The organism is Robertkochia marina (assembly GCF_004799345.1).
Taxonomy (GTDB): domain Bacteria; phylum Bacteroidota; class Bacteroidia; order Flavobacteriales; family Flavobacteriaceae; genus Robertkochia; species Robertkochia marina.
The window spans coordinates 658,188-674,182 of sequence record NZ_SSMC01000003.1 but is presented as its reverse complement, the minus strand read 5'-3'; the positions used below and the strand labels follow the sequence as shown (position 1 = coordinate 674,182).

12 protein-coding genes are annotated in these 15,995 nt (G+C 34.6%); 10 read left to right on the top strand and 2 right to left on the bottom strand.

Annotated elements, in window-relative coordinates; translation table 11 throughout:
- The first annotated feature begins 279 nt into the window (after positions 1 to 279).
- Entirely contained in the window at positions 280 to 1,848 is a 1,569-nt protein-coding gene (locus tag E7Z59_RS13500) for a sulfatase-like hydrolase/transferase (protein WP_136336858.1), read from the top strand.
- A 58-nt stretch (positions 1,849 to 1,906) separates the two neighbouring features.
- Here E7Z59_RS13500 and E7Z59_RS13495 read toward each other — a convergent pair whose 3' ends face one another.
- Together E7Z59_RS13495 and E7Z59_RS13490 are read right to left on the bottom strand one after the other, a co-directional pair.
- A complete protein-coding gene (locus E7Z59_RS13495; protein WP_136336857.1) occupies positions 1,907 to 4,261 on the bottom strand; it encodes a GumC family protein in 2,355 nt (784 codons plus the stop codon).
- Between the two features lie 4 nt (positions 4,262 to 4,265).
- Positions 4,266 to 5,018, bottom strand: coding sequence for a polysaccharide biosynthesis/export family protein (locus E7Z59_RS13490; RefSeq protein WP_136336856.1), 753 nt, complete (start codon positions 5,016 to 5,018; stop codon positions 4,266 to 4,268).
- 348 nt (positions 5,019 to 5,366) lie between these two features.
- On the opposite strand from E7Z59_RS13490, the gene E7Z59_RS13485 reads away from it, so the two are divergent.
- The 9 genes from E7Z59_RS13485 to E7Z59_RS13445 all read left to right on the top strand — a co-directional run bounded on the left by E7Z59_RS13485 (position 5,367) and on the right by E7Z59_RS13445 (position 15,989).
- A complete protein-coding gene (locus E7Z59_RS13485; protein ID WP_136336855.1) occupies positions 5,367 to 6,512 on the top strand; it encodes a glycosyltransferase in 1,146 nt (381 codons plus the stop codon).
- A 4-nt stretch (positions 6,513 to 6,516) separates the two neighbouring features.
- Entirely contained in the window at positions 6,517 to 7,662 is a 1,146-nt protein-coding gene (locus tag E7Z59_RS13480; RefSeq protein ID WP_136336854.1) for a glycosyltransferase, read from the top strand.
- Positions 7,655 to 8,683, top strand: coding sequence for a glycosyltransferase (locus E7Z59_RS13475; RefSeq protein ID WP_136336853.1), 1,029 nt, complete (start codon positions 7,655 to 7,657; stop codon positions 8,681 to 8,683). Before E7Z59_RS13480 ends, E7Z59_RS13475 begins: the two co-directional genes overlap by 8 nt.
- Entirely contained in the window at positions 8,680 to 9,864 is a 1,185-nt protein-coding gene (locus E7Z59_RS13470) for a polysaccharide pyruvyl transferase family protein (RefSeq protein WP_136336852.1), read from the top strand. The genes E7Z59_RS13475 and E7Z59_RS13470 overlap by 4 nt, the downstream gene beginning before the upstream one ends.
- A 37-nt stretch (positions 9,865 to 9,901) precedes the next feature.
- Positions 9,902 to 10,867, top strand: coding sequence for a beta-1,6-N-acetylglucosaminyltransferase (locus E7Z59_RS13465; RefSeq protein ID WP_136336851.1), 966 nt, complete (start codon positions 9,902 to 9,904; stop codon positions 10,865 to 10,867).
- A gap of 73 nt (positions 10,868 to 10,940) precedes the next feature.
- On the top strand, positions 10,941 to 12,125 hold the full coding sequence (locus E7Z59_RS13460; protein WP_136336850.1) for a glycoside hydrolase family 88 protein: 1,185 nt from the start codon (positions 10,941 to 10,943) through the stop codon (positions 12,123 to 12,125).
- Complete coding sequence (locus E7Z59_RS13455; protein ID WP_136336849.1) at positions 12,104 to 13,675, top strand: lipopolysaccharide biosynthesis protein; 1,572 nt, start codon at positions 12,104 to 12,106, stop codon at positions 13,673 to 13,675. The genes E7Z59_RS13460 and E7Z59_RS13455 overlap by 22 nt, the downstream gene beginning before the upstream one ends.
- On the top strand, positions 13,663 to 14,787 hold the full coding sequence (locus E7Z59_RS13450) for a glycosyltransferase (RefSeq protein WP_136336848.1): 1,125 nt from the start codon (positions 13,663 to 13,665) through the stop codon (positions 14,785 to 14,787). Before E7Z59_RS13455 ends, E7Z59_RS13450 begins: the two co-directional genes overlap by 13 nt.
- A 23-nt stretch (positions 14,788 to 14,810) precedes the next feature.
- Entirely contained in the window at positions 14,811 to 15,989 is a 1,179-nt protein-coding gene (locus E7Z59_RS13445; protein ID WP_168731305.1) for a glycosyltransferase, read from the top strand.
- Positions 15,990 to 15,995: the final 6 nt, after the last annotated feature.

Below are 15,995 nucleotides of genomic sequence, written 5' to 3'. Positions count from 1 at the left end.
TATTACATCTCATCAATTAGAATCTTCACGTAGCATTGAGAATTTACCATTAAATATTCATAGTTTTTCCTACACCGAATTAAAGAACCATCTTATCTACTGTATTACAATAATTTAAGCGCAGGACTTAACTTCCATCTAGAATACTCTTTTAGAGCTCTATCTCCTCCAAAAAAGTCCTACAATTACTTTTAAAAAAAGCGTTCACAATAGTGACTAATCTTATTGCTTCTATTGTTTGAACTTAGAGTTTAAAATTTAACTACTTTATTTAATGCCATGCTAGACGTTATAAATCAATTTGGGGGGAAATGGGATGTTTTTATTCTCCTAATAATTTCACTAATTCTATTTCTGATCAACTCGCTTTTAGTAAATAAAATAGTACGATTTACTGTAAGCAATTTGTCATCTCTGTTTATAATCGCTCAAGGCTTTTCACTTTATTCTACCCAATCCTTTATTGGCTACCAATTCTATGTGCATGCTAATCTCAGAGGAATTTTAGGAATGGAAAGCATATTTATACTGCAAATATTTATTGCTGCCGTAAGCTTTTGCGTCCTATCTTATTTAAACCTAAACGCAAATTTAGTGTTGAAAAAACTGCATGGTAAAGTTTCAAAATTCAATAAGATACCTGCAAATTCTATAAGTGTAACGGGTGTTATATTTTTTCTTAGCCTTTTAATTTTTCAGGGGAATTTCATTTCAGATACTAAAACATTATTACCACTATTAAAACCTCATAATAAAGCTACTTTTTCTCAAACCTTAAAAAGGCATAACATGGCTGACTATATAACACCTGACAAGGTTGAAAGCAAGGCTGGGAAAAATATTATTATAATTTCTATGGAATCAATGGAAAGAGGTTTTCTAACAAAAAAATTCGCCTCTCTCACACCAAATTTGAATAAATTAAAACAAAGATGGAATTATTTAGATATTAAACCAAACCATGGTAGTGAATGGACAAGTGCTTCACTCTATACTTATATGACGGGATTCCCTGCTTTATTCACGATGAATTCTAATCGCATATTTGAAAATACATACGATTCTCAAATTTCTAGTATTACTCATGTCTTACACAAATCGAATTATGAATTAACTTATTTGAATGGTAATACGGATTTTGCAGGGACTAAAGAAATGCTTTCCGTTTTTAAAATGGATAAAATCATAGATTATAAAAGCGTTAAAGATAGGGTACAACATTTAGCAGGGTGGGGAATTAGAGACAAGGATCTTTTCGATATTGCTAAAAGGGAAATTGAATCATTATCCAATTCACAAAACTCGTTTGGCTTCTTCATTTCCACTTCAGATACGCACTTCCCAAATGGAGTCTATGATAGTAGAATGGAGTCTGTTATCTCTCCAAAGGAATCTGATTTAGAATTTATGGTAGCTGCTTTAGACTATCTCATTGGAGATTTTATTCGGTTTTTGGAAACTAAAAATATAATGGAAGACACTGCCATTTTTATATTTCCAGATCATCTAAAAATGGGAGATCCAACTATATTTGAAAATACTGGAGATAGAAGTCTTTACTGTATTACCAATACAAAAGGAAACTTCTTAAGAAAAAATAAATCTTTCTACCAGATCGACCTACCTAAAATAATCCTTTCCGGAGCACAGGTAGATCATAATCTCAAGTTATTAACAGATTACATCAATGGAGATAAAGATGATTTCATTCGAAATAATATAGACCTTATCACAGAAATTAATACAAATGGCATTCTTAATAACCCAATTGACAGAAATCAAAAGGAAAATTTAACTCAAATTCACAACCGCTTTAAAAATGGTGACACGTTGTTTATGGCTCAATAAAAACTCCGCCCGTCGCATTGAAAATTTTAAGATCCGCATTATCAGTAACCTATAAAACTCAAATATAACTTAATAAACCCTTCTTCTTTTTCTGTCCGTAGTAGCCATAACCATAACGAGTACCGTATCCAAGATTAGAAGACTCCACATCATTGAGAAGGAGCATCAATCCCGGAATCTTTTCATTCTTGTACACATCTTTCACGTGGTTGAGGGCTTTTTTATCAAGGTAATTGGCACGCACCACATAAATAGTATGGTCAACGAGTTCACTGATCACCAGGGTATCAGTTACCAGCATCGACGGAGCAGTATCGATCAGAATATAATCAAAGTGTTCTTCTACTTTCTCTATCAGTTCTTTCATGCGTCCATTCATGAGAAGTTCAGCCGGGTTTGGAGGCACCTTCCCTCCTTTTACTACCCAAAGGTGTTCAAGTTCCGGGGTCATTTGCACCACCTCATCTACCCTGCAATTATCATCGTAAAGATAATCACTGAGCCCTTTTGCTCCCTTAAGAGAGCGAGTAAACCGGTCGATTCCGGGATTCCGGATGTCAGCTCCAATGATAAGTACACTACTCCCCGAATTCACAATAGTACGGGCGAGATTATAGACTACCATCGATTTCCCTTCTCCGGCGATGGTGGAGGTTACCTGAATAATCTTCCGGCTGTCCTTTCGACCCTTGATAAAGTAGTCTAGATTGGTGCGCAACAACCGAAAACTCTCAGCAAAGGGAGAGCGATCATTTTCTTTGATCCGTTGCTGTTTTTTCTTCTTAAGACGGGGCAACTCTCCCAAAAGCGGAACAGATGGTAATAATTCCTGAAGTTCTTCCTTAGAATGAATCTTATTATCTAACAGATCCTGAATATAAATTACCAGAAATGGTATCATTAATCCAAACAAAAGTCCCCCTAAATAATACATTCTTTTATTTGGACCAATAGCAGCATAGTTAGAGAAAGCAGGGTCAATGACTTTAGCATTGGGCTGGGTATTGGCAAGTGCTATATTTGACTCCTCCTTTTTTTCTAAAAGATAAAGATATAGGGATTCCTTTATCTGCTGCTGACGACTTATGTTTCTAAACCTCTTCTCCTTTCCTGGAACAGAATAAATTTTTGAATTGATCCGGTTTTCTTGCTCCCTAAGTTTATTCATTCTAATGTTCAATGTATTTTCATAATTGGCAATATTACGTTTCATTGAAATTCGTAAGCCCTCAAGCTGTTGATCAATATTAGCGATTACAGGATTTTCTTCGCTTGAACTATTTAAAAGACGATTTCTTGTTTGTAGCAATTTATTATATTGACTAATGGCGCCTTCAAGATTTTTATCGGATAAACCTAAATTAGAAGGCATTAGTTCGTACTTTTTCTGTTTTGAAAGATAATCTGAGATATACTGAGCCATGCTAAGCTCTGTTCCGGTTTCATTTAGTTCCCTTTCTACCTCTGAGTCTGCAGCCACGTATTTATCAGCCTCCGTATCAATATCTGTAATTTTATTTCCGGTCTTAAATCGTTCTGCACTATTATCTACATCAGACAACTCCGATGAAATTAATTCAATACGTTCATCAATAAAATTAGACGTTGCTGCCGCCAATTGTTCTTTCTCAGATATAGCGATACCATTGTAAACTTTTACAATCGTATTCAATATATCTGTGGCCTTATCATTTACTGGATCGGATAAAGAGATAATTAAAATACTAGAGCCGTCCCTATTAGGCGCAATATTTAATCGATTTCTGTATGACTCTGCAACACTTCGTACATTGCTTAATCGAAAAACAAAATTTACACCAGAATAATCCATTATGTCATCTATTTTGGGTGTAATTATCATATTCCCGATAGGTGTTTCGAACTGCTTACCAAATGCTCCTGATTTGTTGAAAAAGTTTCCATCAGTTGAATATTTAAATTCTGTTGTAGAAACAAATTGAAAATAATAAGTAAGATTACTCCTTTCTACTACAGAATCAGCGACCATAAAATTAACTAGAATCGGAACATCTTCTTTATAAAGCTCAAGGGCATTCACACGCCCCTGCACAAAATATTGGAAATTTAGATTTAAGGTTTTGACAACATCCATCATTATACTTCTTGACTTCAGTATCGCTATTTCATCTTCTATTTTTTGATTTCCATTGGTTATATTGAATTCCTTAAAAAAAGCCTGCTCAGGTGAATTAGACACTTCCTCTCCTAAAAGAATTGATGTTGATGAAGCAAATTGACTGGTTAAGGTTCTTGAATACAAATATGTTAAAGCGATGGCTAACGTTACACTTATTGCAAACCAATACCAGTTTTTTAATAGCCTGATCAATAATTTCTTTAATTGAGTAAAGTCAATTAACTGATTTTTATTACTTGAGGTAAGATCTTCCATAACATTAGTTGGTTATCAAAACTGTCATAGAGACTAAAAAACCGAGGACCCCCATTACAAGTCCTAACCGTCCGTCTCTTTTCGAAGCAGAAGTTGCATATTTATTGGGTTCTACATAAACCACATCGTTTTGCGTAAGGTAATAGACTGGTGATGTTAAAAATGATTTGTCTCTTAAATTTACCCGAGTAGAAACTTTAGTTCCATCAATGTCCCTAATCACCATAATATTATCTCTTTTCCCCTTAATATCTAAATCACCTCCTAAGCCTATTGCTTCTAAAAGAGTAATCCTTTCTCCGGAAATCACATAAGTACCTGGGCTCTTAATAGCACCTAATAACGTAATTCTAAAATTCTTTATTCTAATATTTACAATGGGATCCTTTAAATATTTACTTAAACGATCTACCAACATTTCTTTAGCTGCAGAAACCGTTTTCCCTTTTAATTCAACTCTCCCTAATACCGGATAGTCTATATAACCATCCTTATCGATGATATAATCTATTGCCTCCGTGTTATCACCACTTCCCGTGGATAAATTAAAAGGTTCCACAGCTTCCATGTCATAGGCGGAAACGAAAATGCTAACAATATCATTTACTTTGAAACGAGGTTCAAATTTATTCAAATCTTCTACACCTTCCTGTGGCTCAAAGTTCTGAAGATAAACCACATCCTTTTGAGATGAACACGAAAAAAGAAAACCGAAAATGAAAATTATGACAAGAACAAGTAAGGGCTTTTTAAACATAACATATTAATAAGATGATACAGAAAAGTATAAAATATTCTTTCTTATAAGAATTTTCTCCGTATTACAATCGTTTTATCCGATAAAATAAAGGTTATCCATTCTAATGAGCATAACGGGCTTATCGAAGAAACCTTAATTGTATAATACATTCGTTTAGAATGGGATAGATACGGCTACAAGTAATTTCATCCTTATAAAAGTGTAGTTGAAATAAAAAAAGTGATTATTGTAAAAAATATCACAACATTTAGAAGTGTTATCTTACAATAATTCATCATTAAATAACACATATTGAAGCAGTAACCAAACTAAGAATTCATTCAAATTTTCAGCACTCAGGTTTTGATGGCAAACAAAAAAAAGCTACTATTCTTTATTGAAAATCTTTCCGGAGGAGGGGCAGAGAAAGTATTATTAGACTTGGTAAGTCAACTAGATCATAACAAGTTTGATATTATGGTTTACTCCTTCGTTGGTATTGGAGTGTACATCCCCCAAATAAAAGACATTGCCAGGTACAGAGCTATATTGCCTACCCCCCCCAGTAATTCCACGTTAAGAATTATCCTTTTTAAAATAAAGTACAAACTGCTTCGGCTGCTTCCTGCGAGTTGGGTTTACAAGTCGATCATTAAAGAGAAGTTCGATACTGAAATAGCCTTCATAGAAGGCTATTGTACCAAAATTATTGCTGCTTCCAATAATAGAAGGTCTAAAAAAATTGCCTGGGTTCATGCTGACCTGAGTCAAAACCATTACACGAAAAACAATTTTAAATCATTAGAAAGTGAAATTGAAACCTACAATAAGTTCGATAAGATTATATGTGTTTCTGGAACGGTAAAGTCTTCATTTATTAAAAGGTTTGGTAATCTCCCTTCCCTAATGGTGAAATACAATCCCATTGATCCGAAAAATATAATCAACAAATCTAAGCGTCTAGATCAACTAAAATTCCAGAAGTCCACCCCGAATATCAAAAGGTTTATAGCTATTGGCAGACTGGAACCGGTTAAAGCTTTTGATAGGTTAATAGATATTGCTCAACGTTTAAAGAAAGATGGCTTTCAATTTAAGATCTATATTCTTGGTGATGGTTCACAAAGAACTGATCTGGAAGATTTGATAAAGGTGTATAATGTTTCTGCCGAAGTAGAACTATTGGGTTTCAAAGCAAACCCTTACCCATACATTAAAATGGCAGATGCCATGTTGGTTTCTTCCAGATCAGAAGGTTATAGCACTGTAGTTGCCGAAGCTTTAATTCTTGGAACCCCGGTGATTACAACAGATTGCTCCGGAATGAAAGAACTACTTGGGGCCAATAAGTTCGGTATTATAACTGAAAATTCGACATATAGTTTATACGCTGGTATAAGAGAATATCTTAATGACCCTGCTACCCAATCGAAATTATCTAGAAATTATAAGAAAATGGGGCCTGATTTCAATCAGTTTAAGTTAGTTAAGTCAATCGAACAAGTCTTTTAAACAAATGAATATCCTTTTTGTTATAAACAACCTATACGGCGGGGGAGCGGAAAAGGTTTTGCAAACCTTGGTGTCAAATCTATGTGAAAGAAATTACAATATTACGCTTTACAGCGTGATTGATGAAGAACTTGACACCAAAGTTTATCCAAGCAAATTATCATATAAGAGTATTTTTAAGAATGTACCTGACCATTGCCATCCTCTAAAGGCGTTTTATATCAAGTTGTTGAATAAGTTAAAGCTCCTAATTTTTCATCATTTATCGCCCCAGATTTTTTACAAACTTTTCATTGGGGGCAATTATGATGTTGAAGTGGCTTTTATTGAAGGATATAGCACAAAAATAGTTAGTGGCTCCATCAATAAAAAATCCATAAAATTAGCCTGGGTGCATATAGATCTCTCAGAAAATCCTTGGTCAAGGATAGCTTATAGATCATTAGCGCAGGAAATAAACATCTACAAAACATTTGACCGTATCGTATGTGTTTCTGAAAGTGTCAGAAAAGGATTCTTAAAACGATTCGAAGAGTTTGATAGTCTCACTGTGAAATACAACCCTATTGATTCAGAAGAGATCATCACTTCTTCAGAACAACCTGCCAACATGAAAATATCCAATAAACCATTCCTGATTTCAATTGGAAGACTGGAGGACCAGAAAGGATATGATCGATTATTAGAGGTGATAAAAAGACTAAAAAATAACAATATTTCAGTGCATCTGAAAATTCTTGGCGAAGGGAGTAAACGAAAGGAGTTGGAAGCTTTCATTAATGACAACCAACTAGAAGATCATGTTGAACTTCTGGGATACGTAGATAATCCCTACCCTTATTTAAAGAATGCTCAATTATATGTTGCTTCATCCAGAACTGAAGGTTTTAGTACGGTTGTGTCTGAGGCTTTAGTGTTAGGGAAACCGGTTCTTGCCACCAATTGCGCCGGAATGAATGAGTTATTGGGAGCAAGTGAATTTGGATTAATAACTGAAAACAGTACTGAAGGGATCTTTAAAGGAATCCAAGAAATTCTTCTTAACAAGGCGTTGTTAGAGCGTTATGTGATACAAAGTGAAATCAGGGGTAAGCAGTTTAAACTTGAAAGTTCGGTTTTAGAAATTGAAAAACTCTGGAGCCATGAATGATAGCAATGAACTAATTTCGATCATTATTCCGGTTTATAATTCGGAAAAGGAATTGGAAAAATGTATAACATCGGTTATAAATCAAACCTATAAAAATATTGAGATCATATTAATCAATGATGGTTCTACCGATAATAGTCTTACCATCTGCAAACAATTCAGCGATAAAGACAAAAGGATTGTGCTGCTTGACCAAATAAACAGCGGACCTTCTGAGACACGAAATGCCGGCTTGAAAATTGCCAAAGGCGCCTACATTCAATTTATTGACAGTGATGACTATATTCCATACAACTATACAGAAAAGCTTTACAAGGATTTACTAAAATCAAATGCTGACCTTGTGATTTCACCCATTCAAACCATTAATGAACACAATGAATTATTGCAATTATGGCAAGTAGAAGACGGAGATTATTACCTGGATAAAAGAAGCGAAAATTATTTCCACCTATTACTTAAAAGCTTTTTATTGTTTGGTCCGGTTAACAAAATATATAAGGCAGATCTGATCTCTAAGCATAAAATCCTGTTTAAGCCCGGTATTGATTATGGAGAAGACTTATTATTCAACATAGAATATCTTATCTACACTAATAAGATCTATGTAACTAATGAGGTAATATATTATTATCTTAAGGATAGTGTTGGTAACTCACTATCCCAAAAAAATTATGACAAAAGAATCATTTGGGCAAAACAGCAACATCAAACCATTCTGGAGTTTCTTGAAAAAAAAGGACTTACCTACCCTCAAAACATTAGCATACTTTATGAGAGACTGTATGATAGTTATTACAATGAAATAATTAGAATTATACATAGAAGGCACGAACCTTTAAGCAAAAAGCATTATACCATCAAATCACTGCTAACAGAGGATTTCTGGAATAAGACCATGGCCTATACTCCCGCTCATAACCCCGTATGGGTAAAGACACTCTTAAAGAAAAAGCAGATCTTCATTTTACTACTTGCATTTAAACTTAGATCTATATCAAAATCCTTTTATTACCTATGAAAAACCTAATCATGTATCCTCATGGAGGCAGCTATAATCATGGTTGCGAGGCCATTGTAAAAACTACTGCCGACCTGATGCAGCAGATCAATCCAAACTTTAAAAATAATACAACCCTTTTATCTTTTCGCCCTTCTGAAGATAAGGAATTTGATGTAGAGCACTATTGCAAAATATTGTCTCACAATGAGCCCGTTAAGAGATTTTCTGCAACTTACCTTCAAGGTATTGTACAAAGACATCTCATAGGAGATAAGACTTATTTTGACAGGATGGCCTATAGGAATCTTATAAATAATACAGATAAAGATACACTTGCACTCTCAATTGGAGGAGACAACTATTGTTATGGTATTCCCAGAGAAATTTATTTTATGAATCAATTAAGCAGGAAAAACAAAGCCAAAACCGTTTTATGGGGCTGCTCTATTGAACCCACTGCAATAGACAATGAAATGCTCTCAGATCTCAAACAATACCACCTTATTTTTGCCAGAGAAAGTATAACATATCAAGCTCTATCAGAAAAAGGTCTGGAAAATATACGTCTTTGTCCTGATCCGGCATTTTTGTTAGAACCGGAAAAAACTACACTCCCTAAAAATTTTGTTCCCGGTAAAACCATAGGTATAAATATTAGTCCTTTGATTTCAGCTTTTGAAACTAAGGAGGGTATGGCTTTTGAAAACTACTGTAACCTTATCCTTAATATACTAAAAAAGACCTCTTATCATATTTCATTAATCCCGCATGTTATGTGGGATCATAATGATGATAGAATCCCCTTAAAAAATTTGAATGATTATTTTCAAGGAAACGAAAGAATATCTTTCGCCTCAAACAATAACGAACTTAATAGCGGCCAGTTAAAGTATATTATATCCAAATGCAAGGTGTTAGTGACAGCCCGGACTCACGCATCAATAGCCGCCTACTCCCAAGGGGTGCCAACTTTGGTTGTTGGTTATTCAGTGAAGGCAAAAGGAATTGCAAAAGACCTATTCGGGTCAGAAAATGGATACGTTCTACCCGTTCAAAAATTACATGACGGTAACGAGTTATCCAAAGAGTTTTTCAATTTCATGGACGGATTCGATACACATAAAACTATTTTGAATAAAATTATACCTAATTATAAACGGAGAATAATAAAGGAAGTTAGAGTCTTAAAAACAATTTAGTGTTAATAGGAGAAAGCCTTTTCAATTTAAACTTACTATGCGATTAAACTATCTAATTTTTGCACATAAGAATCCAGAGCAATTGAAAATTATGATCGGCGCTTTAAATGGGGATGACACCTATTGCTATGTTCATATTGATCAAAGTTCGGATATCACCGAATTTAAAAACAGCCTTTCAACACTTTCTCCAAAAAATGGAGTAATATTTTTGAATGGAATAGAGAGGCATAATATTAAATGGGGAGATGACTCTTTTATCAAAGCGCAAATTGATACTCTAAATTACTTAAGAAGAAAATGCAAAATTGAAGGACGATTTATTCTACTTAGCGGTCAGTGTTTACCATTATTAACTAACGTAGAAATAAAAAAGTATTTTAATGATCATGAGAATATTGAATTCATTGATCAAATACCATTACCGAACGAAATAGGAATGTGGGGGAAATTTAAAGGATTAAACAGAGTTAGGTTTAATGCGTACAGAACTAATACAAACAATCGCGATTACACCCTAATACCATCTATAAGAGACATATACTTTTATCGAGATAATTATTTAAAATCTTTAGTTAAAGCTGTTTTATATTCTCCCGTACAATTAAACAAATTATTTTTTAAACGCTCATTCCCACGTAATTTAAAGTTTTATGGAGGTGAGGGATGGTGGGCTTTAACCCATGGATGTATTGATAAAATATTGTTGTTTTTAGATCAAAACCCTGGAGTTATAAAAGCCCTAAAATATTCTTTTGTCCCCGAAGAAATTTTATTCCAAAGTATTGTAGGCACCTTAATTCCGTTTGAGAATATTCACAAAACCCTCACTTATACCAATTGGAATCGACCAAATGTCCCCCATCCTGTAACCTTTATTAACGAAGACCTTATTGAATTGAAAGCTCAAGATGCATTATTTGCCCGAAAATTCGATTTAAATTTAGACAAAGAGATCTTTTATTCATTGCTTAAAATTAAACCAGAATACACGAGCGAATAATTAGTTAAAAAGCAATATTGTAAGATTTTTCTGTCAACAGAATTGGAAATACTGTTAAAACAAAAGATTAATTATGATTGTATTAACCCTTTTGGCCCTTACAACCTTGACCCTATATTTTATCATTGGAATCGATATTTATTTCTATTTCAGAGAGATTTATTCGAGAATTGGTATCGGTCGATGGCACTCAAGGACAGTCTGGGAAGAAAAGATTAATACTATAAATCGCAAATGGTTGCTTGATCCTCCAATTGTTAAATTAACAGATCAAAACAGGCACATTGCCATAGACAAGCTAAATGGTCGGTACAAAAGTAATGTGATTCAGTCTTGGCAGGAAGCAGGTATTCTTTTGGGCCAGGCCTCAACCCAACAATCATCACAAAATATCCAACAATACCTCACATTAAAAATAGATCCTCACTCAAAAACCTGGAAAGCACCAATAGAGCAGGTAGATCAGGCTTTGTTAGCATATGCCATTAGCTATCACTTAGAATATCCAGAAGAATACAAAAATCTTTTTGACGACACCCTTAATTTTATCCTGAAATTGATGGGTAATGATGGCACCATCATGTATAGGTCTTTTCTGCCTGATGTGCGCTTTGTAGATACTCTTGGGTTTATTTGTCCGTTCCTGGTATATTACGGCAAAACCTTTAATGAGCCACAGTATATAGATCTGGCCATAAAGCAATTAAGAACCTATCAGCAGGAAGCTTCATTAGAAAGTTCAAATTTAGTATCACATGCCTATGATATCCAAACGAAGGTCCCCCTTGGCATCTATGGATGGGGGCGTGGGATGGGATGGTATATTTTAGGGCTTCTTGGAATGTATAAGGAATTACCTGATAATAGATTCGATGATATAACATTCATAAAAGGAGTAATAATTAAAACGTCAGAAACGCTACTCCCCTTTCAGAATAAAAATGGAGGGTTTAATTCAATGATTCCCTTAGCATCTTCAAGATATGATTCCTCCATTACTTGTCTGGCAGGAAAATTATTCCTGGCTGCATTTCAAGTTTCGGAGAACCGAAAATTTCTGGAAGCAAGTGAAAAATGCATTAATCGCCTAATGGGAGTAACCAGAAAAACCGGAGCGATTGATTATTGCCAGGGTGATACGAAGGGTATAGGCATTTATTCCAATACTTTCGATGTTATGCCATTTACACAAGGGTTGACCGTTCAATTAGTTCAAGATTACAAATTCATCCGACAATGTTCAGAGAGTCTGGTCTGAATACTGCCTCCAGGAGTATGAACTCCTTAAAGAATATGGGAGGAGGTTTACTTTCCCAGGGCCTTCAGGCCGGTATGGGATTTGTAAGCCGAACGGTTTTTATCAATTATCTGGCCATTGAATATCTTGGTATAAACGGTTTATATGGCAGTATTCTTTCATTATTAAGCCTTGCAGAACTTGGGGTAGGATCTGCTTTTATGTATTCTCTTTACAAACCCTTAGCCAATAAGGAGGAAGCGGTAATTACCGGTATTTTACGACTCTACCGAAAAATATATCGTATTATTGGGTTAGCAGTATTTGTTCTAGGCTTAGCCCTCATTCCCTTTCTTGATCAGATCATTCCGCAAAAACCTGAATCAGTAACTGAGAGTCTCAGCCTTTTATACCTTTTTTTTCTGTTCAATACAGCTTCCAGTTATTTTTTCACACATAAAGTATCCTTACTGAATGCAGACCAGAGGAACTATGCCGTTTCTTTGAATTATTTGGTATTTTACCTGCTACAGAGTATCACCCAGATAATTGTTCTCATAACTTTTAAGAGCTTTATAGGCTACCTTCTTACCCAACTAATCTTTCAATTACTGTCTAACCTCTCCATTTCCCGAATCACCGATAAATACTACCCTTTTCTCAAAACTAACAGACCCTCAAACGTTGAGTCAAGTATAAGAAAAGAAATCATAACCAACACCAAGGCAACATTTCTGATTAAGGTTTCTGGTATTGCCGTTAACAATACAGACAACCTGTTCATTAATTATTTCGCCGGCCTCGGGCTTGTGGGAATCATGTCTAACTACCTACTCATTATTGGCTTGTCAAACTCTATTATTACCCAGATTTTCAGTAATATGTCGTCCAGTATTGCCCAGCTCAATATAAAAGAGAGTAAAGCCAAGCAGTTTTCCGTTTTTAATGTTATTAATTTCCTGAATTTTTGGATTTACGGCTTCTTCGTGCTGTGTTTTGTTTTCCTTGTCAATGACTTTATAGTGTTATGGATCGGAGAGGATTACGTGTTAAACACTTCGGTAATCATTATGATTGGTGTTAATTTCTTTATGGTTGGCATGCAAAGTGCCATATGGACCTTTAAGTCTACCTACGGATTTTTCAGATATGGTAAATGGTTGGTGATTGTTACTGCCATTATCAATCTCATCCTATCTTTTATTCTAGGTAACTATTTGGGGCTTTTTGGCATATTACTGGCTACGGCCATTGCCCGAATTGTCACCAATTTTTGGTATGACCCTTATATTGTATTATCACTGGGCATGAACCAGTCACCGATTGTGTATTTGAAAAAATTTGGATTATATCTAACAGCTATTTTTATCTCAGCTATAATCATATATCCTATTTCCTCATCTTTACATTTCCCTCCTCTATTGAACATCTTCATAAAAATAATCGTATGTATTTTCATTATTAACGGAGTGTTCTATTTGATATTCAAAAATAAACCCGAGTTTAAGGACAATAAAAATATGGCCGGTAATGCCATTCAGCAATTAAAACAGCATATATGGAAGATCTAGCATCCACCAAATTATTGTATGTAACCAACCAGATATCCGGTTCCGGTGGACTGGAAAGAATCCTTGCAGAAAAAACGAAATGGCTACTTGACAACAATTCCTATTTAATACATATCATCACCTTAAACGACGACGAAAATCTTTCTCCTTTCTTTACCTTCCACCCCAATATTATCAGGCACAATCTTCTTATTAAGAGTTTTAATATTTATAGTTATGCTGCCTACTTTAGAGAGATCAATAGAATCATCAAAAAAATACAACCCGATATTATAACTGTATGTGATGACGGACTAAAAGGATTATTATTTCCATTATTTATACAGCATGAGGGTAAAATAATTTATGAACGCCATGCAAGTAAGGCCCTGAACCTACCATTTCAGAACCCTGGGTTTAAGAAGTTAGGGGATGTCGTTTATGCATGGCTTGCAAGTAAATTCGATATATTCATTGTTCTCACAGAAGGAAACAGTAAAGAATGGTCGGTCAAGAATACCTTAGTCATTCCAAACCCCATAAGTCAACTTCCTAAGGGTGTGAGTAGTCAAGAAAACAAAAGAATTATTGTTGTCGGGGCTCATAGTCCTAATAAAGGGTATGATATGTTAATAAATATCTGGCAGCAGGTACAACCATCTTTTCCCGATTGGGAATTACATGTGTATGGAGATATGGACCCACAGTTGACGTATCCCAGGTTGGTCAAGAGAAAAAAATTAAGCAAAATTTATTTTCACGGAGCTGTCAAAAATATTTGGGCCAAATATTTAGAAAGCTCTATCCTACTGTCCACTTCAAGGTCGGAGGGATTCGGGATTGTACTCATAGAAGCTATGGCTTGTGGTCTGCCCTGTATTGCTTTTGACTGTCCTTCCGGACCGGCTGATATTATTTCACATGGGGAAAATGGTTTTCTAATCAAGTTAAATGACATTCAAAGTTATGTCGATAAAACTAAATTATTAATCGAAAACAATGAGATCAGATTAAAAATGTCGGAAAAAGCGCGGCAAAATTCATTAAATTACTTACCAGACCAGATCAACGAACAATGGAATCGGCTGTATATAAAACTATTGAGAACCCAACCAAGCGAATCTTACTCATAATCCCATACGGTGGAATCGGCGGCATGGAAAGAATAGCCTATTCTTTCTATAGCAGGTTAAAAACAATGAATTATGCAGTATATGGTCTGAAGATCATTAAAAAACAAAATGATCTGATCCAATTTGGAGATGATGAAATTTACCTTTCACTGGAAGACCTTGGAGAACTTAACTTTCTAAAAAGAATATTTTTCTATAAGGATATTCCTTCCAGACTGAATGAAATTATAAAAAAAAAGAAGATCACACATTCTATCTCCTTTGGAGATTTTTCAAATTTCTTTAGTTCCATATCCGGAACCAAAGAAATTAAAATAGCATCCTTACACGGTGTTAAAAGTATCGAATTCAAAAATAAATCAGTATTCAATTGGTTATTCAAGAGAGCGTACAAAAATTCTTATCAAAACTTCAGAAAAGTAGTCGCAATTAGCAAACATATCCAAAATGACTTAATAAATAATTGCCATTATCCCTTCTCTAATATCGAAGTAATTTACAACCCTCATAATATTGAGAATATTCGAAAATTATCTGTAGAAAAATTAGACAACAACTATGAAAGCGCATTATTTAGTAAACCGGTAATCATTTTTGTTGGTAGAATAACTTATCAAAAGGCCCCATGGCATCTTATATCAATTTTTAACCAATTAAATAAGACACATGACCAAAAGTACAACCTGATTTTCATTGGTGACGGAGATCCTAAGATTAAGCAAATTCTAAACAACCAGATTGTACAGTTTAAAATTGCAGAACAAGTTCATTTTTTGGGTGCCAAAGAAAACCCTTATAAATATCTCAATAGGGCAAGTGTGCTCGCTTTAAGCTCCTATTACGAAGGCACCCCGAATGTCATAGTAGAGGCTATAGCTCTAAGCATCCCTACGATTTGCACAAATTGCACTTCCGGTATTGAGGAAATAATGAGTTTGGGAAAAGATTCTCATAATAGCCATAACCAGGTTATTAATACTTCGGCCGGGTTAATTGCTCCGAAACTTGAAGAATTCAACCCAATAGACAAAACCTGGGGAGAAATGCCTAAATCTCTTGATAAAGCTGAAGTTGCTTATATGAATGGTCTGCAGGATATATTAAACGATAATTCAAAATACAAAAATCAATTGCTTCAAAATCAAGATGATTTATTGAAAAAGTTCGAGATCGACAGTGTTCTGAACTCTTATTTTAAATAGTACCTT

Excerpts from the sequence above, each read along its gene's own strand:
- E7Z59_RS13500 (WP_136336858.1), top strand. The coding sequence starts at position 280 with ATGCTAGACGTTATAAATCAATTTGGGGGGAAATGGGATGTTTTTATT.
- E7Z59_RS13495 (WP_136336857.1), bottom strand. The coding sequence starts at position 4,261 with ATGGAAGATCTTACCTCAAGTAATAAAAATCAGTTAATTGACTTTACT.
- E7Z59_RS13490 (WP_136336856.1), bottom strand. The coding sequence starts at position 5,018 with ATGTTTAAAAAGCCCTTACTTGTTCTTGTCATAATTTTCATTTTCGGT.
- E7Z59_RS13485 (WP_136336855.1), top strand. The coding sequence starts at position 5,367 with ATGGCAAACAAAAAAAAGCTACTATTCTTTATTGAAAATCTTTCCGGA.
- E7Z59_RS13480 (WP_136336854.1), top strand. The coding sequence starts at position 6,517 with ATGAATATCCTTTTTGTTATAAACAACCTATACGGCGGGGGAGCGGAA.
- E7Z59_RS13475 (WP_136336853.1), top strand. The coding sequence starts at position 7,655 with ATGAATGATAGCAATGAACTAATTTCGATCATTATTCCGGTTTATAAT.
- E7Z59_RS13470 (WP_136336852.1), top strand. The coding sequence starts at position 8,680 with ATGAAAAACCTAATCATGTATCCTCATGGAGGCAGCTATAATCATGGT.
- E7Z59_RS13465 (WP_136336851.1), top strand. The coding sequence starts at position 9,902 with ATGCGATTAAACTATCTAATTTTTGCACATAAGAATCCAGAGCAATTG.
- E7Z59_RS13460 (WP_136336850.1), top strand. The coding sequence starts at position 10,941 with ATGATTGTATTAACCCTTTTGGCCCTTACAACCTTGACCCTATATTTT.
- E7Z59_RS13455 (WP_136336849.1), top strand. The coding sequence starts at position 12,104 with ATGTTCAGAGAGTCTGGTCTGAATACTGCCTCCAGGAGTATGAACTCC.
- E7Z59_RS13450 (WP_136336848.1), top strand. The coding sequence starts at position 13,663 with ATGGAAGATCTAGCATCCACCAAATTATTGTATGTAACCAACCAGATA.
- E7Z59_RS13445 (WP_168731305.1), top strand. The coding sequence starts at position 14,811 with ATGGAAAGAATAGCCTATTCTTTCTATAGCAGGTTAAAAACAATGAAT.